We start from the raw sequence: 22785 nt of genomic DNA, 5'->3' as shown, positions 1-22785 counted from the left end.
TCCATAAATTACAATTGTTTTCTCATAAAATTTTAAAATCTATTGATATTACTCATAAATCAGAAGAATGGATTCAACAATGGTTCGATTATTGTTTTATTCTTTGCATATTCATTTCAAATTAATATTTTAGCCATTATACTTTTATATGCGATTCATACTGTCCCTTTTTTTTATATCCACTTTTTTTTTAAATGCTCAAAATAATTACCCACAAGATTATTTTGATAGTCCTTTAGAGGTTCCTTTAATATTATCCGGTACGTTTGCCGAATTACGTTCCAATCATTTTCATTCTGGTTTAGATATAAAAACACAACAACGCACTGGTTTAAAAGTAAAAGCATCTGCTAATGGCTATGTAAGCCGAATAAAAGTTTCTCATTATGGTTACGGAAAAGCATTGTACATAACACACCCAAATGGCTACACAACTGTTTATGCACATTTACAGAAATTCGCCCCGGATATTCAAGCGTATATTAAAAAACATCAATATGAAAAAGAAACGTATGAGGTTGAATTATTTCCTAGTGCAGAAATTTTACCAATAACAAAAAATAGTCTTATAGCTTATAGCGGAAATTCGGGAGGTTCAGGAGGTCCACATTTACATTATGAAATTCGCGACAAAATGGAACATCCCATCAACCCTATGCTTTTTGGTATTGATATAAAAGATTCTACAAACCCTATAATAAAATCGATTTATGCATATCCTTTGGATAAGAATTCGTTTATAAACAAATCTAATACCAAACAAAAACTACACTTAATTCCACTAAAAAATGGCGATTATACAATAAAAAATATTGAAGCTTATGGAAATATTGGTTTTGGTATTGAAACCATAGACAGGCAGGATCTGGCAGCGAACTCTAATGGCGTATACAACATTCAAACCTTTTTAAATGGTAGAAGAAACTTTGAATTAGATTTTAGAAAGTTTTCATTTGGTGAAACTAAGCACATCAACCAGCTTATTGATTATGAGCATTATGCTACAAAAAAAAAACGGATTCAAAAATTATTTAAAAAAAATACCCCATTAAGTTTATATAAATCTATAATAAATAATGGCTATTTACCTATACAAGATAGCACATATTCAGTTTATAAAATTAGAGTTGCCGATTATAAAAACAATGAAGCATGGGTCACTATAAATATAAAAGGGTCTAAAAATGGCATTTCTGAACCACAAAAAAAACAAACAACACCTTATCATATAAAAGCTAATAAAGCGACTAGTTTAAAAGAGGAAAAAGTTTCTGTTGATTTTTACAAGGACACTTTTTATGATGATTTTTATATGGACTTTGAAGTGAAAAACGATACACTTACTTTACATAAAAATGTTATAGCTGCTAAGAAAAGATTCAATATAACTTATGATGTAAGCTCATACACTAATGAAGATAAATCTAAATTATACATAGCACGTTTATTGGGTTATAAAAAACAACCTGCTTATACATCTACTAAAAGAGAAGGAGATCTTTTAATAGCAAGAACAAAAACTCTTGGTACTTTCACTCTTGCTTCAGATACAATAAAACCTACTATTACCCCTGTTAATTTTAAAAGCGGTCAATGGTTAAGTAAATATCGTTACTTAAAAATTAAAATTGATGATAAACAGTCCGGAATTTCTAAATATAGAGCCACGATAAATGGTAAATGGATTTTAATGGAGTACGATTATAAAACAAAAATACTTACTCATGATTTTAATGATGGTATAATTACAGACACAAAGAATAATTTAAAAGTAATAGTTACCGATAATGTAGGAAATAATTCTACTTTTGAAACGTTATTTTACAGAAAATAAACTTTAAACTCTTTTGAAAGCAAAACTATTACGAACCTCTATTTTATTTTTTTTCATAATTACGATTAGTTACTCGCAAACAGCAACAATTAAAGGAGTGATATTAGATGAAAATAATCGTCCTGTTGAAAAAGTAAACATTAATGCAGGTACTAGTGGCGCCATAACGAACTCAAATGGTTTTTATATTTTTAAAATCAAAGCAAACCAAGATGTTATTATAGAGTTTACGCATCTTTCACATAAAAAAATTGTCAGTACCTTTCATTTAAAAAGCGGAGAAGAATACGAGTTCAACCCAGTGATGAGCACCTCTATTGAGCAAATAGCGACTGTTATTGTAACAAACAACAGACGCAAAGAAGTTGAAGGTATTGTTACTTTAAAGCCCGAAACCATTAGAAAAATTCCCGGGGCCAACGCTGGAGTAGAAAATTTATTATTAACACTCCCGGGAGTAAGTAATAATAACGAATTAAGCACACAATACTCAGTACGTGGTGGTAATTACGACGAAAACTTAGTATACGTTAACGATATAGAAGTTTATCGTCCCTTTTTAGTGCGTTCAGGGCAACAAGAAGGTTTGAGTTTTGTAAATACAGATTTAGTGCAAAACGTCGATTTTTCTGCTGGAGGATTTCAGGCGAAATATGGAGACAAGCTTTCTTCTGTACTTGATATTACGTACAAAACACCATATCAATTTGAAGTAAATACAGATTTAAGTTTATTAGGGGGCAGCCTTTCTGTTGAAAATATAAGTAAAGATTCAAAATTTACTGGAATTACGGGAATTCGTTATCGTGATAATAGTTTATTGGTAAATGCGAAAGAAACTGAAACCAATTTCAATCCTACTTTTGCAGACGCTCAAGCCTATTTTACTTATAAGTTTTCAAATAAATTTCATTTAAGTTTTTTAGGAAATGCTTCAATAAACAAATACAATTATGAGCCACAAACAAGACAAACTAATTTTGGAACCTTAAGTGATCCCATTGCCCTATTAGTATTTTACGAAGGCCAGGAAAAAGATCGCTACCAAACTTATTTTGGTGCTTTTAAAGGAACTTATTTTGCAAATGACCATGTAACTCTTAAGCTAATTGCCTCTACTTATCATACCACAGAAGAAGAGTATTTTGATATTTTAGCACAATACAGATTAGGAGAAGTAAACACAAATATCGGTGACGAAAACCTAGGCGAAGTTGAATTTAGTCAAGGTATTGGCGGTCAGCTTAATCATGGACGGAATGATTTAGATGCTCTAATAACAAACATAGAACATAAAGGTGATTTTAATATTAATGATCATAGAATTGAATGGTCTGTAAAATATACAAATGAAGATATTCGTGATCGCTTAATTGAATGGGAGATTATTGATTCTGCAGGATTCTCAATTAGACCCCCTAAAACAATCCCTACAAACGAACAACCATATATACCTTATAATGGTCCACTAGAAGCATTTCAAAACGTAAGAACTACTAACAACACACAGATAAATAGATTACAGGCTTACGCGCAATGGAGCAAACGTTCAAAAATAGGAACAAATGACGTTTGGTACAATGCAGGAGTTAGAGTGCACAACTGGCGTGTTAAAGATCATGGTGTTTCATCATCAAATCAAACAGTATTTAGCCCTAGAGCACAATTTGCTATCAAACCATATTGGGAAAAAGATATGCTTTTTAGAGTTGCAGGTGGTTTGTATTATCAACCACCTTTTTATAGAGAGCTTCGTGATGCTAGTGGTAATGTACAGTCTAATGTAAAGGCACAGCAATCATTTCATTTAGTATTAGGTAACGACTATAGTTTTAAAATGTGGGATAGACCCTTTAAACTAACTACTGAGGCTTATTATAAAAATTTGACAGATGTAAACCCTTATACTGTAGAAAATGTGCGTATCCGCTATAGAGCAAGTAACAATGCCAAAGCTTATGCTTATGGATTGGATATGCGATTAAATGGTGAGTTTGTTCCAGGCACTGAATCATGGTTTAGTTTTGGATATTTAAAAACAGAAGAAAATATAGATAATAGAGGATATATATCGAGACCAACAGACCAACGTTTAAAATTTGCTGCCTTATTTCAAGATTATGTACCAAACGTGCCAAGCATGAAAATGTATTTGAACCTGGTTTATAATACGGGTTTACCAGGAGGATCTCCCAGTTATGCAGATCCTTACGAATACCAAAACAGATTACCTGCATACAAACGTGCCGATTTAGGTTTACAGTTTGTACTTGTTGATGCAAAAAAGCAATTTAACAATGGTTGGAAAAAACCTTTTAAAGAGCTGTCTTTCGGATTTGAAATTTACAATATGTTTGATGTACAAAACTCTATTACCAATACCTGGGTAAGAGATGTATACACTAAACGTCAATATGCCATACCTAATTATTTAACACCTAGGGTTTTTAATGTAAGGACGACCATGAAGTTTTAAAAAGAACGAGGTGACATGCGACATTTTACACTCAAATTGGTCCTATTCAACAAATTCTTTTAAAACTTCAACCACGTAATCTACTTCTTCCATTGTATTATATATACTAAACGAAAAACGAATGGAGGGTTTAAGTAAATCTGCATCACTTAAAATTTCAGTCAGGACATGCGAATTTTGGGAGCTACCACTTTGACAAGCACTACCTTTAGAACATGCTATTCCCTTTAAATCTAATTGAAATAATAAAATAGCAGCCTTTTTTGGGGGTATCGGTAAGCAAATATTAACAAGTGTATAGGTGCTCATATCTAAATCCCCGGAGCAACCGTTAAAGATTGCTTTAGGTATATCTTTTGCTATCTTATCAATAAAATATTGTTTTAAGCTCTTAATATAGTCAGCTTCTTTGTTTAAATTGTTAAGGGTGCTTTTTAATGCTACCTCTATACCAGTAATATTATGTACACTTTCCGTTCCTGCTCTAAGTCCTCGCTCCTGTTCCCCTCCTAAAATTAGAGGTTGCAAACCCGAGTTCTTCCTAATAAATGCAAACCCCACTCCCTTTGGTCCATGAAACTTATGAGCACTTGCTGCTAAAAAATCAACTTGTACCTCTTGTAAATCTATTTTATAATGCCCGACAGATTGCACAGCATCGCTATGAAATAAAACATGATTAGCCTTACACAAATTGGCAACGCGCTCAATATCCAAAATATTACCTATTTCGTTATTTATATGCATCAAACTGACAAGTGTTTTACTTTCTGTTTGTAACAAAGCTTCTAAATGCAAATAATCAATATGACCATTAGTTTCAAGATTAACATAACTAACCGATATACCATACTCATTTTTAAGTTGTTCTATGGTATGCAAAACTGCATGATGCTCAATTTTTGAAGTAACAATATGTTTAACTCCTAAATCTCTAACGGCACTTCTCAATACTAAATTATCTGCTTCAGTACCGCCAGAAGTAAACACTATTTCTCCAGCAGACACATTTAAATAACTCGCAATTGTTTTTCTTGATTGTTCAATTAATGACTTAGAAGATCTTCCAAAACTATGCGATGACGAAGCATTTCCATAGTTTTCCCTCATAACTTCTGTAATAGAAGTTATCACCTCGTCTCTTATTTGAGTGGTCGCAGCATTATCAAAATATACATGCTTCATAAATAAAGATATTTTATTAATTCAATACAAAAGCCTTAACAAAATCTGTTAGCCAATAATTTTTAAAATTCTGAAGCTTGCTTCAGGGACTAGATCCAAAGATCCCGCTAGATACTGAAACAAGTTCAGCACATGAAGCGGGATTAGTCAACTACCAATTTTGAAGACATTACTACGCAATTTTTCAAAATGGAGTTTCACTAATAAACTTTCAAGGTTCAAAAATACTTGAAATAAAATTATTATCAATAAGCTACGTTATAAATAACAATTCGTTTATTTTTGTCCTAAAACCCAAAATCAATGCGTAAATTATTTTTAGTTTTAATATCTATATGTTTATTAAATGTATTCTCTTGTGACGATGGTGATGTTATTACTGTTGAATTGGACTTTGGAGAAACTTTTAAAGCTTGCGGAACGACAGATTTAGTCTTTTATAAAACTAAAGATGATCCGTCTGAATCTTTATCTTTAAAAGTTGCTGGGCTTACTCTTAATGAAATTCTTGAAGTTGATGAAGTCACTAAAATTTATGAAAAAGAGGTCGATCTAAGCAGCACCAATCCATTCAATTATAGAACTTATAGTAACACCAGTTTACCTAATAGCGGTTTGTTTTGTAGCGACGTTCCTCTTTCTGATATAACTATTATTCAAGATATTGAAAGTACTAGTGGTAATGCTTTAATTAAAACGACCTTAATGGAGGATGACAATGATGGTATTCCTGCCGAATTAGAGGACATAAATAGTAATGGAAATTTAGAAGATGATGATACAGATAATGACGGTATACCCAATTATATTGACGCTGACGATGATGGTGATAACATTTTAACAAAGGATGAAGCTCCAGACCCAAATGATGATGGTGATCTAAGTGATGCACAAGACACCGATGGGAATGGTACTCCCGATTATTTAGATAAAGACGATGATGGTGATGGTGTTGATACCCGTGATGAAGAAAATGACTCTCAAGATAAAAATCCTGCTAACGATATTACCAATAGTGATGTGGGTGCTGATTATTTAAATCCAGATGTGGCTAGTACTGTAACAGCTACGGAATACAGAGATCATAATATTTCTCAAACTTATACGGTAACGCTTACTATTTCTAATTTTGATTTAACATTAATATCTTTAGATGTATTTGATTTTGGCATTTTGGATAGTAGCTTAATACCCAGTGACAAGAAAACAAGAAAAGGAACACCCGTTTTTAATTAGGCGCTACATTCTGGTAAATATATACCTCAGTAGCTCCTAATCCATATTTCTGGTAATTGGCCTCATAGAATTTCACATTATTATAGCGTCCAAATAAATATTCTAATTCTACTTTTAAAACGCCTTCACCGACACCGTGAATAAACACCATCTTTTGAATACGCTTAGCTATGGCAAAATCTAATTGACGCTTAGCCGTATCTAATTGCAGTGTCAATATATCGAATTTAGACATGCTTTTTGGTGACCTAACTAATTGATTAATATGTAAATCAACCTCCATAGTAGGCTCATATCTATCTTTTGCTCTCGTTTTAATTTGCTTCCTTTTTGAGAGCTGTTCTTTTTCTGAAACAATATCACTAATCGTTTTTTGCGAAAACAGTTCTTTTTTAAATGTATTACTTTCTTTATTTGTAACTAGTTCATCACTTTCAAAATCCAATAAAAAACCGTCTGTTGTTTCAACTGAGATGGTGTTCCCTGAAATTTGTTTTATAACCCCAGACAAATCTTCATCTATAACCAAAACAAAGTCACCTAATTTAAAAGACATAACTAGTCGTTTTCAGAATTATCAACTTCTTCTTCTCTATCCTGCTTACTTGGTATGCCTCTAGATATTCTATAAACTCCAATCATAAGTATAACAATACCTCCTATTAAAATATATTCATTTTGCTCCGTATCAGATTTTGCATATATGGCAACAATAGCTCCTAAAATGATTAATATATAATTAAAATACTTCATTAGTAATATGTCTTTTTACAGTCTGCAAATTACATTAAAAATTAGATTTTAAATAATCATTTCATCGTGATTATTTAAAGATTATTCCGCTTAAAAGCGTTTTATATCGATGAAATAACAATTTTTATAAAAAAATATATATATTTGCTATCCCAAATGTACATAACCTATTTAAGCCATGTTTAGTAGATCTGTTTTTTTTCTTCTATTAATAAGCAATTTTTCATTCTCACAATTATCAGTAAGAAATGATGCTTATGTTTTTATAAATGATGAAGTTGTCTTTGTTGAAGATGATATTAATCTAAATGAAACTAACAGCAGCATGTATCTGCGCAATGAGGCACAAGTGATTCAAGGTACCGGTGTGACCGGAAACTCCGGTGTTGGTGAACTAAGTGTTTATCAGGAAGGCAATGTAGGCGAATACGAATACAATTATTGGTGCTCTCCTATTGGCAGTAAAACCAGTAATAATGTAAATAACCCCTTTGGTGTGACGTTTCTTAATGATGTGACCGGCCTTATAACCTCAACACCTGCTACCGTTACCCATTTACCTGGATATAATGGCACGTCCAGCCCATTGGTCATTGAAGATTACTGGATCTGGAAGTATATTGCTTCTGATGAATATTCTGAATGGCAACATGTACGGGGTGCGACCAGCTTAAATCCTGGGGAAGGCTTTACCATGAAAGGTACTGTTGGATCTGGTGATGCACAACGATACGACTTTAGAGGAAAACCCAATAATGGTACCATCAGTGTGAGTGTTGATAATAACCAGCTTTCATTGGTCGGCAATCCATATCCCTCTGCCTTGGATGCCTTGGCTTATATACATGATCCACAAAATGCCGCCGTAATTACTGGTACTTTACAATATTGGGAACAAGATCCTAGTGTGAATTCTCACCACCTTAATAACTATGAGGGTGGATACGCCACTTATACCATTAATGCAGCGGGTACTGTAGAAACTTCTATATCTGCTGTATTTAATACCTATAATAATGATGGCAGTATTAATGTTGCCGGAACCGGAACCGGTAGTAAAACCCCTAGACGCTATATACCCATCGGACAAGGGTTTATGGTCGAAGGCACAGCTTTAGGTGTGGTTAGGGCAAAAAACAGCCATAGAATATATATAAAGGAAACACATGTTGACAGCGAGTTCTTTAAAAATTCGGATCCTAAAAACAAAGCAAAAAAAACCACCGATGGTTTTTCAAAGGTCCCCAGCGATTATAAGCGTTTTAGGTTAAATGTTGACTTTAATGATACCTATACAAGACAGCTGGTCGAAACTTTTCATGGTTCGGCTACCGATGGTTTTGATTACGGATTGGAATCTAAAATAAATGAAGGAGAGATCTTGGCTTCGGATGCTCTTTGGTCAATTGATGGAAAACCTTATCTGGCTGAGGCATTGCCTTTTGACCCTACGCTAAGAATTCCTTTGACTATTAAAGTAAATAAAGAAACTCCTATTAGAATTAGAATTGCAGATATTCAGAATTTTGAAAGTGATCAAGCTATTTATGTACATGACATAGAAAACAACACATTTGTAGATTTAAAATCTCAGGATTTTAATATCAATCTTGATACCGGTAATTACACGGATCGGTTTAAGATTGTTTTTGAGAAAAATAGTTTAAGCACTACTGAGGCTAATCTGGAGGACTTAAGGGTATTCCAAAACAACGCTATTGCTCAATTAAAAATTTCAAACCCGAATGCCCTAAACATAAAAGCCTTTAGCTTATTTGATGTTGCTGGTAAGCAGGTCCTCAACAAAAGAGTTCTTGATTCTAAAAAAGCATATACCCATTCCACAAAATCACTTAGCGATGGTATGTATATTGTACAAATAAACTTAGACAATAATCAGGTGTTTAACAAAAAGATTATAATTGCTAATAAAAATTAGAACCACCTTACTTACCTGATTGTTTGGTATATATCTAATCATTTTTCATATATTTAATTTTATTTTATAAATTTTTAAATATTATGGAAAACAAACCACCAAGACCTAGCAGTTATTTAGCCCTAGCCATTATAAGTACTATTTTATGTTGCTTACCCACTGGAATTGTTAGTATTATTTATGCTACCAAAGTTAATAGTACCTACGAAGATGGAAAATATGACGAAGCAAATAAAGCTTCAAAAAATGCAAAAATATGGGGTCTCATTTCTGTTGGAATTGCTCTTTTTGGGTGGATAATCTATATACTTATTTTTGGAGTAGCATTTTTAGGAGCGATTGGAAGTGCTCAATAAAATAAAGTACTTCACTATTATATTAATTATAGTAGCATTAATCTTTATTCCATATTTATATTATAATTACAACCCTTCGATATATAACATTTTCCCGAAGTGTCCTCTTTATTCTTTAACTGGAATATATTGTCCGGGTTGTGGAAGTCAAAGAGCAACACATCAATTCCTTCAGGGGCATATTCTTGATGGTATTAAACACAACTTTTTAATTATTCTATTAGTAGTTGTTTTATTATATGATGCTTCAATTAAACTCATCAAAATAGTTTTTAATAGAGCTTTTATAAACCTTTTACATGCCTCAAAAACCACTTATACTATATTAATAATAATTATTTTATTTTGGATATTAAGAAACATCAATTTATATCCTTTTACTATTTTAGCTCCATAAAACTATAAACGACACATGCGGGCTTTAGACGATTACATGTTACCTTGTTTAAATAAAAAACTTTTTGGGGTTGAATGCATGGGTTGCGGTTTACAAAGGTCTATTTCTTTAATTTTTAAGGGGCATTTTGTAGATGCTTTTTATATGTACCCTGCAGTTTATAGTTTAATTATCCTCTTTCTATGCATAGGACTAAATATTTTCTTTAAATTTAAACATTCCAATAAAATTATTGGTGCATTGGCTATAGTAACAGTAGCGACAATTATAATAAGTTATATCATTAAAATAATCAATTAAAATTTACAAATGGAACAACAAAAACTCAACCCAACAATTGTTTACGTATTAGCTATTTTAGGATTTTTATGCTGCTGTATCGGTGGATTAGGATTTATTCTTGCAGGTATTGCATTTATAATTGCTACCAGTAAATTAAACGCTGTAAAGCTTAACCCGGAAAACTACGATCCAAACAGTATTAAAGCTATGAATACAGCTAAAATTGTAGCTTTAGTCATATTAATAATAAACCTTTTGTATTTTATAATGACAATATATAGAATATATACTATAGGTTGGGATGAACTTATGCAACAGTCTCAAGAAATGATGGAGCAGTGGCAACAAAATCAGTAGCATACTATTTTTATAATATAAAAAAGCGCCCTTTTGGGCGCTTTTAAATAGATAAGTTTTCTTGAATAAAGAATTTCTATTTCTCAAATCCTTTAAGTGTTTTTACAATAATATTCGCACAATCCAGTAATTGTTCTTCATTCATTACTAAAGGCGGTGCAAAACGTATAATATTCCCATGCGTAGGTTTTGCCAATAACCCATTATCCCTTAATGCCAGGCAAATATTCCAAGCGGTATCACTATCTTCTTCTTCATTTATAAGAATAGCGTTAAGCAAGCCTTTTCCCCTAACTAAACTAACTATATTACTGGTTTCGATATATTTATTTAGCTCACTTCTAAATACATTTCCTAATATCTCGGCATTTTTAGCTAATTCTTCATCTCTTACCACTTCAAGAGCAGCTATAGCTACTGCTGCTGCTACCGGGTTTCCTCCAAAAGTACTTCCGTGACTACCAGGTTTAATAACATTCATAATAGCATCATTAGCTAAAACGGCAGATACAGGATATACACCTCCACTTATAGCTTTACCCAGAATTAAAATATCAGGTGTAACATTTTCATGATTTACAGCTAATAGCTTTCCTGTTCTGGCAATACCTGTTTGTACCTCATCAGCAATAAACAAAACATTATATTGTTCACAAAGTGCTTTTGCTTTAGTTAAATACCCCTCACTGGGAACATAAACCCCAGCTTCTCCTTGTATAGGCTCTACTAAAAAACCGCCAACATTTGGGTTATTTTGCAAAGCAGATTCTAAAGCCTTAAGGTTATCGTATTCAATTTTAATAAATCCATTGGTAAATGGCCCAAAGTTTTGACGTGCAACAGGATCGTTCGAAAATGAAATGATGGTCGTTGTACGTCCATGGAAATTATTCTCACAGACTATAATTTCTGCTTTATCTTCATCAATACCTTTTACTTCGTAAGCCCATTTTCTACATAGCTTTAAAGCCGTCTCTACAGCCTCTGCTCCTGTGTTCATTGGTAATAACTTATCAAACCCAAAAAATTCGCAAGCAAATTTCTCATATTTACCAAGCATATCGTTATGAAATGCTCTTGAAGTTAAAGTCAATGTTTGTGCTTGTTGCACCATAGCATTAACAATTTTTGGGTGACAGTGCCCTTGATTTACAGCAGAGTATGCAGAAAGAAAATCATAATATTGTTTTCCATCTACATCCCACACGTACACACCTTCTCCTCTGTTCAATACGACAGGTAATGGATGGTAATTATGGGCGCCATACTTGTTTTCTAATTCAATTAATTGTTGCGATGTTTGTTGTTCTAAAATTGCCATTTTAAAAAAATTTAAATATAAAAAATATGCAATTCCTACTGTACCTTTATTCTTTCGAAGAAACGAAAATTCAGCGTGGGAGAGAAATCATCCCCGGATAGGGGTGCAAGTTAGCAAATATTAATTGTATTATAAAACCTTACAGCCATTTCTATTTTGAAATTACCATAAAAAAAAGCTGTTTCAATTCTATAATTTTAATTTTGAAATTCAATTGGTATTATTCAGATATTCTACTTGAAAGTGATGATATCTGTAATTCCAAACGTTTAATCTCTCTAATTATAGCATTTTTATCCATTTGCATCCAAGCAAAAACCTTTAACATACTTACTCCTAGTAGAAATACCACACTTCCCAATCCCCATTTAATCATTTCGTTTGTAGCGTCTGTGTTAAAAAACTGAACAGTACAATACACGAATAGAAAAAAGAAAATTAAGGTTATAATATTCATAAAATACATAATCCATTTGTTTTTTCCTTGAAATAATCCGCCCAACATTTGAAGCACGTTTTGCTCATCTAATTTATCATAAAACTTAGCTTCTTCTTGAGTTAATGTTTCTTTTATTAATTTGTCTATGTCTTCCATATTTGTTTTCATAAATAATTTGTTTTTTCATTTCCATGAAGATGGAAATCTATTTGTTTTTTATTGTTAATTAATGTCAAATGTTATTCATTCTTAATCTTAATGACTAAGTTTAGTATCCATTTTGACTTCTTTATAATTCTTATCTTTTTAATCTTTCTTTTAATTTTTCTTTTAATTTTTCTCTGGCATGAAATAATCTTGATTTAGCTGTTCCAACAGATATATTTAAAGCGGCACTAATATCTTTTAACGAATAGTCATAAATATAAAACAATTGAATAACCGTTTGTTGATGTTCTGGTAATTGTTTAATAGCTTTTAAAAGTGTTTTCTTTAATGATTCATCTCTATCATCAATATCAATTATAGTTTCCTGCTCATATTTATAATCTTCTAAAGACTCTCTTATCCGCTTATTAGCATTAAGTCTGTCTACAGATTTAATATATACAATCCGTAAACTCCAGGCTCCAAAACTTTCTGGATCTTGCAAACTATCTATTTTATCTATAATCGTTTTCCAACAATCTTGCGCGATATCTTTAGCTACATCAGCATCTTTTACCAACCAATAAGCTTTTTCGCAAAATGATTTATGCCACCTTTTAACCAACTCTGTAAGTGCATTAGCATTTCCAGAAAGGTATTGCTTTACCAGCAACGCATCTATTGTTTTATCTTTCCTCAATTAGATATCGTTTATGAAGCTTTTTACTTTTCTTGTACTTAATCATTCTTAGAAACTTAACCCAAAAATTATAAGTTATTTCTTTTTTTTCTGCTGAAAATTGATTTTCTAATTTATCAAAAGCATCTTCAATTAAAGCATCATGCAACCACCTTATTATAAATAACCAATAATAAGTAACAACTCCAGAAGTTTTCATTTTAATAATATGAATTATCTCAACCTTTGAATTATTTAATTCATTAATTTTAAACTCATGAGTTCCATTAAAACCTTTATTAATAAATTTAAATACAATTCCGTCAGTATAATTGGCACTAACAACAGTATATCTTATAGGTCCATGCCCTCCTTTTGATCCCATTTTTAATCCGCTTTTAAAACGAATAGCTGGCCATTTTTCATAAGGCCAAATTTTATCATCTTTGGTTGATAAACTATCAAGTAATTTATAGACTTCTTGCTTTGACTGATTAATGATTCGCTTATGTATATTTAAAACCTTCATACTATAAAGACAGTAAAAATCATAAAAGGTTCATTTTATTTTAAGGAGAAATAAATTTCCTTTAAAGTTAATAGAAATAAAGCGACATTTATTTGTTGCTATTATTATTTTTGCAGCATGTCTAGAAGAAAAGCAAAAAAACAAGTTTTTGAACAAGTAGAAGTTATTGATGCTGGAGCTAAAGGAAAAACGATAGCCAAAGCACCAGATGGGAAAGTAATCTTTCTACCAAATGCTGTTCCTGGTGATGTCATCGATGTACAAACTTTTAAAAAACGTAAGGCCTACTATGAAGGCAAAGCTATTGCGTTTCATAAATTATCAGATAAAAGAACGGAACCTGAGTGCGAACATTTCGGTACCTGTGGCGGATGTAAATGGCAAAATATGGCCTACGAGCATCAATTGTTTTACAAACAAAAAGAAGTTACTAATAACTTAACGCGTATAGGGCATATTGAACTCCCCGAAATTACACCTATCTTAGGGGCTTCAAATCAATATTTCTATAGAAATAAAATGGAATTTTCTTTTAGTGATAGCCGATGGCTAACCATAGAAGAAGTACAATCTGATGAAGATTTAGGTGATAGAAATGCTCTAGGATTTCATATTCCAGGCATGTGGGATAAAATCCTAGATTTAAACAAGTGTCATTTACAAGCAGATCCTTCTAACGCCATTAGAAATGCGGTTAAACAATTTTCTATTGAAAATGAATTAGAGTTCTTCAATACACGAAATCAAACAGGGTTGTTAAGAACCATGATGATTCGTACATCCAGTACGGGTAATATTATGGTAATGGTTCAGTTTTTTAAAGAAGACATAGCAAAACGCAAATTATTATTAGATTTTATTGCTGATACATTTCCGCAGATAACCTCATTACAGTATGTTATTAATGGAAAGGCAAACGATACTATTTACGACCAAGACGTGATTTGCTATAAAGGTACGGATCATATTTTTGAAGAAATGGAGGGATTAAAATTTAAAATTAATGCCAAGTCATTTTATCAAACTAATTCAGATCAAGCTTTTGAGTTATATAAAATCACAAGAGATTTTGCTGAATTGACCGGGAACGAACTGGTTTACGATTTATATACAGGTACTGGCACTATAGCTCAATTCGTTGCAAAAAAAGCAAGTAAAGTTATTGGTGTAGAATCTGTTCCAGATGCTATAACTGCAGCAAAAGAAAATGCACAATTAAATAATATAAATAACGTTGAATTCTATGTTGGAGATATGAAACAGGTTTTTAATGATGTATTTATAGAAACACATGGTCAACCAGATGTTATCATAACCGATCCACCTCGTGATGGGATGCATAAAGATGTGGTGCAACAAATATTAAACATCGCGCCTAAAAAAGTAGTTTATGTAAGTTGTAATAGTGCTACTCAGGCTAGAGATTTAGCATTAATGGATGCGACGTATAAAGTAATAAAAACGCAAGCAGTAGATATGTTTCCACAGACATTTCATGTTGAAAATGTGGTACTACTTGAAAAGCGATAAATATGTTGTTGAATCGATTAATAATTTCTAAAAATGATTATATATTAGTCAGAAATATAATTGAAAACAATGCATATGTTAAATCCCTTGAGGAACGCTAACTCTAAAATTAAGGGATAAGTAAATAAACGTATACAAAAAAATTAATGAGAAAAAGAAGCCTAGTACTATTCGTCATCATAACTATATGTTATATTAGTTGTGAGCGTGACGATATCTGTCCAAGTAGTACGCCTACTACTCCAAGATTAATCATTGATCTTCTAGACGTCAATAATGCTGATAATAAAAAGCGTGTTTTTGATCTAGTTGTCGTTGGTGTTGGTGTTGCCGATGATGCCATTTTAGCCGATTACAATTTTGACGACACAGACAATCTCGTACTTCCATTAAAAACAAATGAAAATACCACGCAATATAGGCTTATAAAAGAAGCCACAGTAAATGATGCTGGTACACCTGATGATACAAGTGATGATTTTATTGATGGCAATTATGATCTTATTACTATCAATTATAGCCGCGAAGAAGTTTATGTATCAAGAGCTTGTGGCTATAAAACTATTTTTAAAAATGTGACACTTAATCTGGACGCAAGTGACACAGACCCTTGGATAATATCTAGACAACCCGTAACCGATAACCAATCTGTAGAAGATGAAGCAGCAGCGCACTTTACAATGTCTCATTAGTAGTTTTGTATGTATACTCCTTTTCTGTGTGTCTGTAAACGCACAAAACGATAGCATTATTAGCACACCTAACGACTCCATAAAAGTAAAATTGAAATATGGACTTCGCGTAGGTGGCGATATTGGGAAACTAATTCGTTCGTTTGTAGACGATGAATATAGTGGATTTGAAATTTCTGCAGATTACAGGCTAAAAAAACGCCTATATATTGCAGGTGAAATTGGAATAGAAGAAAAAAATACTGTTAACGAATATTTAGACATTACAAGTAAAGGCTCTTATATTAAAGGAGGTATAGACTATAATATGTACCAAAACTGGTTAAATATGGATAACATGATTTATTCTGGTTTTCGCATAGGAGCAAGTTCTTTTAGTCATGATTTAAACAGTTTCAATGTTTACAGTACAAATCAATATTGGGGAGAGCAATTTTCTTCGGTTGAAAAACAAGAATTTAGTGGCCTCACTGCATTGTGGGTAGAAATTATTTTAGGAATAAAAGTGGAATTATTTAATAATTTATATCTAGGGCTAAACGCACAACTTAAAATATTAGCTAGTGAAACGGTTCCAGATAATTTTGAAAACGTTTACATCCCAGGATTTAACAAAACCTATGACAGTAGTGGTATTGGTACAGGGTACAGTTATACACTATCTTACCGTATTCCTCTTTTTAAGAAATAGGGTTGATATAAAGAACTTTCTTCTTAAATTATTTTCTACTACTTAATTCATCCCTAGTGTGAAAACCTTCTGGAATATTTTTGAGTATCTCCACCTGCGGCTAGCCCTACACCACGCTAAGGCGTTGTTTTGCATTTAGACTGTATTCAGTTTTACCAGTAATAAATTGAGAATGAATGACGACACACAGAAAACATATATAAAAAGAATAAATATTGCCATTGAGTATATTGAAAATAATTTAGCTAAAGAATTATCGCTAGAACTATTATCAAAAAAGGCTTGTTATTCCCCATTTCATTTTCATAGACTTTTCAAGTTTATAACTGGCGAAACTATTAATGCATTTATTAGCAGAAAAAGAGTTGAAAAAGTCGCAGCCATTCTGCTAGTCGGAACCAATGAATCTATAACCGAATTAGCTTTTAGGTACGGCTTTGGTAGTGGTAATTCTTTTTCTAGAGCATTTAAAAAGTTTTATGGTGTTAGCCCCCTATCGTTTATATCTAAAGGTAAAATTAGCAAGATTGGTGTAGATACAAAGTCGATTGAAAAATATATTTGTCAAATTGATAATACCTTAAATTGGATTAAAATGAATGGACAAATAGAAATAAAAAAGCTTTCTGATATGTCGCTTATTGGCATGACTCATATTGGTGAATTTGATAAGATCGGAGATACTTATGAAAAGTTGGCAAAATGGATGGCAACAAAAGACATTCTAAATGTTCCAAATCTAAAAGCCGTAACCGTATACCACGACAATCCTAGAATTACCGATCCTTCAAAAGTGAGACTGAGCATTTGTTTTACTACAAATGGAGATGTTAATATAGAAAGCCCTATAAAACAGGTTGACATTAAAAAAGGATATTATGCCGTAGGTCATTTTGAAATAGCACCAGAGTTTTTTTCAAAGGCTTGGGATAGTATGTGCGTGTGGGTAGTAGAAAATGGCTATGAATTTGAAGATGGTCATTATTTTGAGTTATATCACAATGATCATAGAACACACCCCGAACATAGATTTATAGCTGACATTTGTATCCCTATTAAAAAACCCCAATCTGTCAATAAGCATTCCCATAAAAAAGCAGAACACCCCCGACCCGATAGTGACAACTTAATACATTATAGAAAACAAATTGAAAGGGGGGATCTACAAAAAGACTATAAAAAATTACTATCGTATATAAAAAGGTTGAGAACTCATTTTATAAAAGAATATCCTATAGATTATAAAGTAGGTAGCATTTATCAAGGCCATATGGATTTTTCATACTTTCCTTTTACGCCACTTTCATTGAAAAGTCAAAAATTAAAAATCGTGATCATTTTTAATCATGTGAAAATGCGATTTGAAATTTGTTTAGCTGGACAAAACAGACAAATTCAAAAAAAATATTGGAATATATTTAAAGACAGTGATTGGAATAAATATCATATCCCTCCCAATATGGAAGGTTTTTCAATTGTTGAACACATATTAATGGAAAATCCCGATTTCAATAATTTTAGTACTTTGAATCAACATATCGAAACCGAAACAATGAAATTCATCAAAGATATTGTGGACGTTCTTGATGTTTAATTAAAAATGAATAATGGACAATAGATAATGGATAATTAAAAATGCTGCTACAAATTCAATACCTATTTTTCTTAACCCCTAATTCCTAACACCTACTAAAACAAAATAAGATTCCTGCTGTAGTTTATCTTGAGCGAAAACGAAAGACAGGAATACTATTTCATATATTTCCCTTTCTTACTACCTTCATACATCACATATTTAACCAAACGAGCCTCAAGTTTGGCATTAAATAACTGTATTTTTCGTGAGGGTCTTAACCCAACATGCTTTAAAGCATCCAAATTAGAAGTAATAAACCAAGCATCAGTACCTGGATAGTTTTGTTTAAGCGTGTCTCCTATATGACTATAAAACTCCTGCATGTCTATGTTTAAACGCTCACCATATGGTGGATTAAATACCATATGCAATTTCTCTTCTCCGCCTTTTTGGGTTTTAAAGAAATCTTCGTGTTTAACTTCTATAAAATCTTCTAATTGCGCGTTCTTTACATTGTCCTTAGTTTTTGCAACCGCACTTGGTGCTTTATCATATCCAATTATTTTATGATGAAAGTCTCGAGTTTTTTTAAGAAGCGATTCTTCTATTTTTTCAAATAATTCCACATCCCAATCCTGCCAACGCTCGAAAGCAAATTCTTTACGCATCAAATTAGGTGGAATATTACAAGCTATCATGGCCGCTTCAATGAGCATCGTACCGCTACCACACATAGGGTCCATAAAATCAGTTTGTCCATCCCAACCCGACAACATAATCAACCCTGCTGCTAACACTTCATTTATTGGTGCTATATTAGTAGCTGTCTTATAACCTCGTTTATGTAAGGAATCTCCCGAAGAATCTAAAGATATGGTACATTGACGTCTATCTATATGTACGTTAATTTTTAAATCAGGAAATTTTAAATCAACATTTGGACGTTGCCCTGTAGTGTCGCGAAACTTATCTACAATAGCATCCTTCGTTTTTTGAGCTATATACAAAGAATGTGAAAACAAATCGGAATGAATAGTGGCATCAACCGCCAAAGTCCCTGTGGGTTTCAAATAATTATCCCACTGCATAGCATAAATTTTATCGTATAAATCTTTTTCGCTATTTACGGTAAATGAATGAATAGGTTTTAAAATTTTAATGGCCGTACGTAAACCTAAATTAGCCTTGTACATAAACCCCTTATCTCCTGAAAAGCTAACATTTCGAACACCTTTCTTTACATCTTGTGCGCCCAATTGTGTCAGTTCGTTTGCTAATAATTCTTCGAAACCAAATAAAGTTTTGGCGACCATTGTGAAATTTTCTTCCATTTTTTCCTACTACTTGCTATATACCTGAACTGGTTTAAACTTTTAAGGTTAAAGCGAAAATTAGACATTTTGTGACCAATTGAAGGCTTTTATTTGTTGCATAGCATCGCTATGGAACTACTAAAAAACAAAAAGTGGGTGCAAAAGGGCCATTTTTTAGCCAATTATAAAAGTTTAAACGAGTTCAATTTATTTGCTTGCAAAAATAGCGTAATTTTGTGTTAAATTAATGTTAATATGGATTAGGTTAAGGGATACAGAGACATCTTTTTAAAGAAAAAGATAAGGCGAAATATTTATATTCATGAGTTCTCAGATATAAATATGAAACCGCAAATAAAAACCTGAACTTGTGTTGCTAAACAATACAAGGAAACCAACCACCAAAAAAGAATATGATAACAAATACAACGAATTGGTTTACTTCTTGGTTTGACACACCATTTTACCATATTTTATATAAAGATAGGGATGATACCGAAGCACATGCATTTATGGATACCCTTACTAGTTATTTAAATATTCCTGAGCTCGGAACTATTTTAGATTTGGCTTGTGGAAAAGGGAGACACGCGGTTTACTTAAACACTTTAGGGTACCATGTAACAGGTGTAGATTTAAGTGAAAATAGTATTAGACACGCTAAACAATTTGAAAACGATACGTTGCATTTTGAGGTTCATGATATGTGTAAGCCTTACAATAAGCAATTTGATGCGGTTTTTAATTTGTTTACAAGCTTTGGGTATTTTGATAAAGATGAAGATAACCTAAACACCATTAAAGCGATAAAAGCTGATTTAAATAATTTTGGTTTTGGAGTGATTGATTTTATGAATAGTGAATTTATAATTGATAATTTAGTGCCTGAAGAAATTAAAACGGTTGATGCTATTGATTTTAATTTAAAACGTTATGTAGAAGACGGTTATATAGTAAAAGATATTTCTTTTTCTGTTAATAATGAAGATTATAATTTTCAGGAGCGTGTAAGAGCATTTACGCTTGATGATTTTGAAAAATTATTTAAAAAAGCTAATGTACATTTGCTAGATGTTTTTGGTGATTATAAATTGCGTAAGTTTAATGCGAAAACATCAGAACGTTTAGTAATGATTTTTAAATAGCCTACAATTGGCATTAAAACACTTTTTGAGTATTTATATACATGAATAATTATCTTTTACCTTTTTATGCTGTTATTTTAGGCGTACTAATAGCTAGCCTTACCAAAACAAAGAAATCTTGGAATACTAAGCTTCTACTCTCTTTCAGTGGTGCATTTTTACTAGCCTTGACACTTTTCGAACTGTTACCTGAGGTTTATAATCATTTAGAGACCAAACTAACTGGTCTTTATATCATGTGTGGTATTTTACTGCAAATCATTTTAGAATTATTCTCTAAAGGTGCCGAACATGGGCATGTACATATACATAAGGACGGAACAGCTTTTCCCTGGTTACTATTTATTAGTTTATGTATTCATAGTTTTTTAGAAGGTTTTGCAATCCACGAACACAACGATATGGTTTATGGTGTATTAATACATAAAATACCAATTGCTACCTTGATTAGTATGTTTTTATTTCAGTCTAATTACAGTAAAATACAGATTGGGATCTTTCTAATTATTTTTGCTTGTATGACGCCTTTAGGAACTGTTATTTCTCATACTTCTGAAACGGTCGCTAGCTTTGCACATGTTATTAACGCCATTGTTATTGGTATCTTTTTTCATATTTCTACAACGATTCTATTTGAAAGTAGTGACGGACATAAATTTAATTTATCGAAATTTATTGCTATTATTCTAGGTGTTGGTATTGCTTATTTGATATGAGTTTTGGGTGTTAGGTGTTAGGTGTTAGGTGTTAGGTGTTAGGTAAAATAAATATTCGTGAATTCATGGCAACATTTTTAATTATTCATTTTTTTAATTTTTATCTATTCAAATTTGTTTAGTAAAGAAGAATCACGACAATTACGACAAGAGTTTTGGACTAGTTTTGGAAAATCGTTTCCAAGGAAATGGGTTTTATACAATACAAAACTAAAAGGTTTAAGCTTCAAATTTCATTTTGACAACAAAAATGCTTTGGTGGCTTTAGATTTAGAAGACGATCTTGAAAACCGAATTAAATATTGGGAAAAACTTCAAGCCTTAAAATCCATTCTTTTAGACGAATTTCTTCCTAATGCTATTTTTAGCGAGGCGTACTTTTTAGATAATGAAAAAGAAATTTCTAGAATTTATGTACCTTTAGAACAGAAAGTATCTATTCATAATAAAAATACATGGCGTGATGTTATGGAATTTTTCAATAAAAACATGAACGCTTTTGAAGCCTTTTTTGAAGAATATAAAGATGTCATTGAGGGATGATTATATCGTTTTTACCATTTGATAATCATCCATCACAAACCCATTACCAATATCTGTAACTAAAGGGCCTATATTGGCAAATCCCAATTTCTCATAAGCTTTAATAGAATTGGTATTATTTATATTTACAGTAAGTCTGATACTTTTTAATTCATAGTCTTCTGCTTTTTCTTCAATAAATGCCATAGCAGCTTTACCTATCTTCTTGCCTCTATAAACGCTTAAAATATAAATTTTACTTAAAAATAATGATTCTACTTCCTTTTTAACCGAAATGTAACCAACAGGGGTTTTATCAAAAGTCATTAAAAAATATTCAAATCCATTTGCTACCTGCTCTTCAATGGCTATTGCAGATTGATACTTACTGAGCATATAATCGATCTGCTGTTTCCCTACTATCGGAATATAATGTTCTCTCCAAATAACATCTGCAAGTTTTGCTATTTGCGAATAATGATTCTTTGTATTAGCAATAATAATCTCTACCATATAAATCTTTGAATTAGTAATTCAAATTAAACAATAAAAGATGAGATAATAGCATTTCGATACGCTTTAAAAACACCGTTCATCGAAAAATAAAGTATTTTATCTATCTATTTGAATATATTTAAAGTCTAATTTTTAAAAATTAACGTAACTAAAA

At 31.9% G+C, this 22785-nt stretch carries 24 protein-coding genes; 15 read left to right on the top strand and 9 right to left on the bottom strand.

Features of this window, described 5'->3' with window-relative positions:
* Positions 1-148: 148 nt before the first annotated feature.
* Positions 149-1834, top strand: a complete 1686-nt coding sequence (locus tag Q4Q47_RS20655; RefSeq protein WP_303308632.1) for a M23 family metallopeptidase — start codon at positions 149-151, stop codon at positions 1832-1834.
* Positions 1835-1847: 13 nt separating this feature from the next.
* Positions 1848-4310, top strand: coding sequence for a TonB-dependent receptor (locus Q4Q47_RS20650; RefSeq protein WP_303308631.1), 2463 nt, complete (start codon positions 1848-1850; stop codon positions 4308-4310).
* Between the two features lie 42 nt (positions 4311-4352).
* Here the strand turns inward: Q4Q47_RS20650 and Q4Q47_RS20645 are convergent, their stop codons facing one another.
* A complete protein-coding gene (locus Q4Q47_RS20645) occupies positions 4353-5495 on the bottom strand; it encodes a cysteine desulfurase family protein (protein WP_303308630.1) in 1143 nt (380 codons plus the stop codon).
* 303 nt (positions 5496-5798) lie between these two features.
* On the opposite strand from Q4Q47_RS20645, the gene Q4Q47_RS20640 reads away from it, so the two are divergent.
* Entirely contained in the window at positions 5799-6731 is a 933-nt protein-coding gene (locus tag Q4Q47_RS20640; protein ID WP_303308629.1) for a hypothetical protein, read from the top strand.
* Here Q4Q47_RS20640 and Q4Q47_RS20635 read toward each other — a convergent pair.
* Positions 6724-7287 carry a Smr/MutS family protein gene (locus tag Q4Q47_RS20635; protein WP_303308628.1) on the bottom strand — a complete coding sequence of 188 codons (564 nt, stop codon included), beginning with the start codon at positions 7285-7287 and terminating at the stop codon, positions 6724-6726. The genes Q4Q47_RS20640 and Q4Q47_RS20635 overlap by 8 nt on opposite strands.
* A 2-nt stretch (positions 7288-7289) precedes the next feature.
* Positions 7290-7484, bottom strand: coding sequence for a hypothetical protein (locus Q4Q47_RS20630; RefSeq protein ID WP_303308627.1), 195 nt, complete (start codon positions 7482-7484; stop codon positions 7290-7292).
* A 178-nt stretch (positions 7485-7662) separates the two neighbouring features.
* Between Q4Q47_RS20630 and Q4Q47_RS20625 the strand changes: the two genes are divergently transcribed.
* The 5 genes from Q4Q47_RS20625 to Q4Q47_RS20610 all read left to right on the top strand — a co-directional run bounded on the left by Q4Q47_RS20625 (position 7663) and on the right by Q4Q47_RS20610 (position 10815).
* A complete protein-coding gene (locus Q4Q47_RS20625; RefSeq protein ID WP_303308626.1) occupies positions 7663-9423 on the top strand; it encodes a T9SS type A sorting domain-containing protein in 1761 nt (586 codons plus the stop codon).
* 83 nt (positions 9424-9506) lie between these two features.
* The gene (locus Q4Q47_RS20620; RefSeq protein ID WP_303308625.1) at positions 9507-9779 is read left to right on the top strand and encodes a CD225/dispanin family protein; all 273 of its coding nucleotides are present in this window, start codon (positions 9507-9509) and stop codon (positions 9777-9779) included.
* Entirely contained in the window at positions 9769-10176 is a 408-nt protein-coding gene (locus tag Q4Q47_RS23890) for a DUF2752 domain-containing protein (RefSeq protein ID WP_408612159.1), read from the top strand. Before Q4Q47_RS20620 ends, Q4Q47_RS23890 begins: the two co-directional genes overlap by 11 nt.
* Before the next feature lie 15 nt (positions 10177-10191).
* Entirely contained in the window at positions 10192-10476 is a 285-nt protein-coding gene (locus Q4Q47_RS23885; RefSeq protein WP_303308624.1) for a DUF2752 domain-containing protein, read from the top strand.
* 9 nt (positions 10477-10485) lie between these two features.
* A complete protein-coding gene (locus Q4Q47_RS20610; protein WP_303308623.1) occupies positions 10486-10815 on the top strand; it encodes a CCC motif membrane protein in 330 nt (109 codons plus the stop codon).
* 76 nt (positions 10816-10891) lie between these two features.
* Here Q4Q47_RS20610 and rocD read toward each other — a convergent pair whose 3' ends face one another.
* From rocD to Q4Q47_RS20590, 4 genes are all read right to left on the bottom strand, one after another.
* On the bottom strand, positions 10892-12136 hold the full coding sequence (rocD, locus tag Q4Q47_RS20605) for an ornithine--oxo-acid transaminase (protein WP_303308622.1): 1245 nt from the start codon (positions 12134-12136) through the stop codon (positions 10892-10894).
* A 220-nt stretch (positions 12137-12356) separates the two neighbouring features.
* Positions 12357-12743: a DUF6768 family protein gene (locus Q4Q47_RS20600; RefSeq protein WP_303308621.1), complete on the bottom strand. Its 387-nt coding sequence runs from the start codon at positions 12741-12743 to the stop codon at positions 12357-12359.
* 130 nt (positions 12744-12873) lie between these two features.
* A complete protein-coding gene (locus Q4Q47_RS20595; protein ID WP_303308620.1) occupies positions 12874-13422 on the bottom strand; it encodes an RNA polymerase sigma factor in 549 nt (182 codons plus the stop codon).
* Positions 13409-13930 (bottom strand): hypothetical protein, encoded by a 522-nt coding sequence (locus tag Q4Q47_RS20590; protein ID WP_303308619.1) that lies wholly within the window; start codon positions 13928-13930, stop codon positions 13409-13411. Before Q4Q47_RS20590 ends, Q4Q47_RS20595 begins: the two co-directional genes overlap by 14 nt.
* 117 nt (positions 13931-14047) lie before the next feature.
* Here Q4Q47_RS20590 and rlmD point away from each other — a divergent pair, with 117 nt between their 5' ends.
* The 4 genes from rlmD to Q4Q47_RS20570 all read left to right on the top strand — a co-directional run bounded on the left by rlmD (position 14048) and on the right by Q4Q47_RS20570 (position 18437).
* Positions 14048-15460, top strand: coding sequence for a 23S rRNA (uracil(1939)-C(5))-methyltransferase RlmD (rlmD, locus tag Q4Q47_RS20585; protein WP_303308618.1), 1413 nt, complete (start codon positions 14048-14050; stop codon positions 15458-15460).
* A gap of 146 nt (positions 15461-15606) precedes the next feature.
* Positions 15607-16152 (top strand): DUF6452 family protein, encoded by a 546-nt coding sequence (locus tag Q4Q47_RS20580; protein ID WP_303308617.1) that lies wholly within the window; start codon positions 15607-15609, stop codon positions 16150-16152.
* Between the two features lie 28 nt (positions 16153-16180).
* The gene (locus tag Q4Q47_RS20575) at positions 16181-16843 is read left to right on the top strand and encodes a DUF6048 family protein (RefSeq protein WP_331497776.1); all 663 of its coding nucleotides are present in this window, start codon (positions 16181-16183) and stop codon (positions 16841-16843) included.
* A gap of 172 nt (positions 16844-17015) precedes the next feature.
* A complete protein-coding gene (locus Q4Q47_RS20570) occupies positions 17016-18437 on the top strand; it encodes an AraC family transcriptional regulator (RefSeq protein ID WP_303308615.1) in 1422 nt (473 codons plus the stop codon).
* A gap of 155 nt (positions 18438-18592) precedes the next feature.
* On the opposite strand, the gene Q4Q47_RS20565 is transcribed toward Q4Q47_RS20570, so the two are convergent.
* Positions 18593-19750, bottom strand: coding sequence for a THUMP domain-containing class I SAM-dependent RNA methyltransferase (locus tag Q4Q47_RS20565; protein ID WP_303308614.1), 1158 nt, complete (start codon positions 19748-19750; stop codon positions 18593-18595).
* 395 nt (positions 19751-20145) lie between these two features.
* Between Q4Q47_RS20565 and Q4Q47_RS20560 the strand changes: the two genes are divergently transcribed.
* From Q4Q47_RS20560 to Q4Q47_RS20550, 3 genes are all read left to right on the top strand, one after another.
* Positions 20146-20877, top strand: a complete 732-nt coding sequence (locus Q4Q47_RS20560; protein ID WP_303308613.1) for a class I SAM-dependent methyltransferase — start codon at positions 20146-20148, stop codon at positions 20875-20877.
* A 41-nt stretch (positions 20878-20918) separates the two neighbouring features.
* Positions 20919-21593, top strand: coding sequence for a ZIP family metal transporter (locus Q4Q47_RS20555; protein WP_303308612.1), 675 nt, complete (start codon positions 20919-20921; stop codon positions 21591-21593).
* Between the two features lie 114 nt (positions 21594-21707).
* Positions 21708-22136, top strand: a complete 429-nt coding sequence (locus Q4Q47_RS20550; protein ID WP_303308611.1) for a DUF4268 domain-containing protein — start codon at positions 21708-21710, stop codon at positions 22134-22136.
* Here Q4Q47_RS20550 and Q4Q47_RS20545 read toward each other — a convergent pair whose 3' ends face one another.
* Positions 22137-22628: a GNAT family N-acetyltransferase gene (locus tag Q4Q47_RS20545; RefSeq protein ID WP_303308610.1), complete on the bottom strand. Its 492-nt coding sequence runs from the start codon at positions 22626-22628 to the stop codon at positions 22137-22139. It lies immediately after the preceding gene.
* Positions 22629-22785 lie beyond the last annotated feature (157 nt).

The organism is Flavivirga spongiicola, assembly GCF_030540825.1.
Lineage (GTDB): Bacteria > Bacteroidota > Bacteroidia > Flavobacteriales > Flavobacteriaceae > Flavivirga > Flavivirga spongiicola.
The sequence above is the reverse complement of the archived record's forward strand: the minus strand, read 5'-3'. Positions and strand labels throughout refer to the sequence as shown.

Coding starts and splice junctions, on each gene's coding strand:
- Q4Q47_RS20560 (WP_303308613.1), top strand. CDS start 20,146: ATGATAACAAATACAACGAATTGGTTTACTTCTTGGTTTGACACACCA.
- Q4Q47_RS20580 (WP_303308617.1), top strand. CDS start 15,607: ATGAGAAAAAGAAGCCTAGTACTATTCGTCATCATAACTATATGTTAT.
- Q4Q47_RS20640 (WP_303308629.1), top strand. CDS start 5,799: ATGCGTAAATTATTTTTAGTTTTAATATCTATATGTTTATTAAATGTA.
- Q4Q47_RS20570 (WP_303308615.1), top strand. CDS start 17,016: ATGAATGACGACACACAGAAAACATATATAAAAAGAATAAATATTGCC.
- Q4Q47_RS20590 (WP_303308619.1), bottom strand. CDS start 13,930: ATGAAGGTTTTAAATATACATAAGCGAATCATTAATCAGTCAAAGCAA.
- Q4Q47_RS23885 (WP_303308624.1), top strand. CDS start 10,192: ATGCGGGCTTTAGACGATTACATGTTACCTTGTTTAAATAAAAAACTT.
- Q4Q47_RS20645 (WP_303308630.1), bottom strand. CDS start 5,495: ATGAAGCATGTATATTTTGATAATGCTGCGACCACTCAAATAAGAGAC.
- Q4Q47_RS20620 (WP_303308625.1), top strand. CDS start 9,507: ATGGAAAACAAACCACCAAGACCTAGCAGTTATTTAGCCCTAGCCATT.
- Q4Q47_RS20610 (WP_303308623.1), top strand. CDS start 10,486: ATGGAACAACAAAAACTCAACCCAACAATTGTTTACGTATTAGCTATT.
- Q4Q47_RS20565 (WP_303308614.1), bottom strand. CDS start 19,750: ATGGAAGAAAATTTCACAATGGTCGCCAAAACTTTATTTGGTTTCGAA.
- Q4Q47_RS20600 (WP_303308621.1), bottom strand. CDS start 12,743: ATGAAAACAAATATGGAAGACATAGACAAATTAATAAAAGAAACATTA.
- Q4Q47_RS20625 (WP_303308626.1), top strand. CDS start 7,663: ATGTTTAGTAGATCTGTTTTTTTTCTTCTATTAATAAGCAATTTTTCA.
- rocD (WP_303308622.1), bottom strand. CDS start 12,136: ATGGCAATTTTAGAACAACAAACATCGCAACAATTAATTGAATTAGAA.
- rlmD (WP_303308618.1), top strand. CDS start 14,048: ATGTCTAGAAGAAAAGCAAAAAAACAAGTTTTTGAACAAGTAGAAGTT.
- Q4Q47_RS20555 (WP_303308612.1), top strand. CDS start 20,919: ATGAATAATTATCTTTTACCTTTTTATGCTGTTATTTTAGGCGTACTA.
- Q4Q47_RS20635 (WP_303308628.1), bottom strand. CDS start 7,287: ATGTCTTTTAAATTAGGTGACTTTGTTTTGGTTATAGATGAAGATTTG.
- Q4Q47_RS20630 (WP_303308627.1), bottom strand. CDS start 7,484: ATGAAGTATTTTAATTATATATTAATCATTTTAGGAGCTATTGTTGCC.
- Q4Q47_RS20545 (WP_303308610.1), bottom strand. CDS start 22,628: ATGGTAGAGATTATTATTGCTAATACAAAGAATCATTATTCGCAAATA.
- Q4Q47_RS20655 (WP_303308632.1), top strand. CDS start 149: ATGCGATTCATACTGTCCCTTTTTTTTATATCCACTTTTTTTTTAAAT.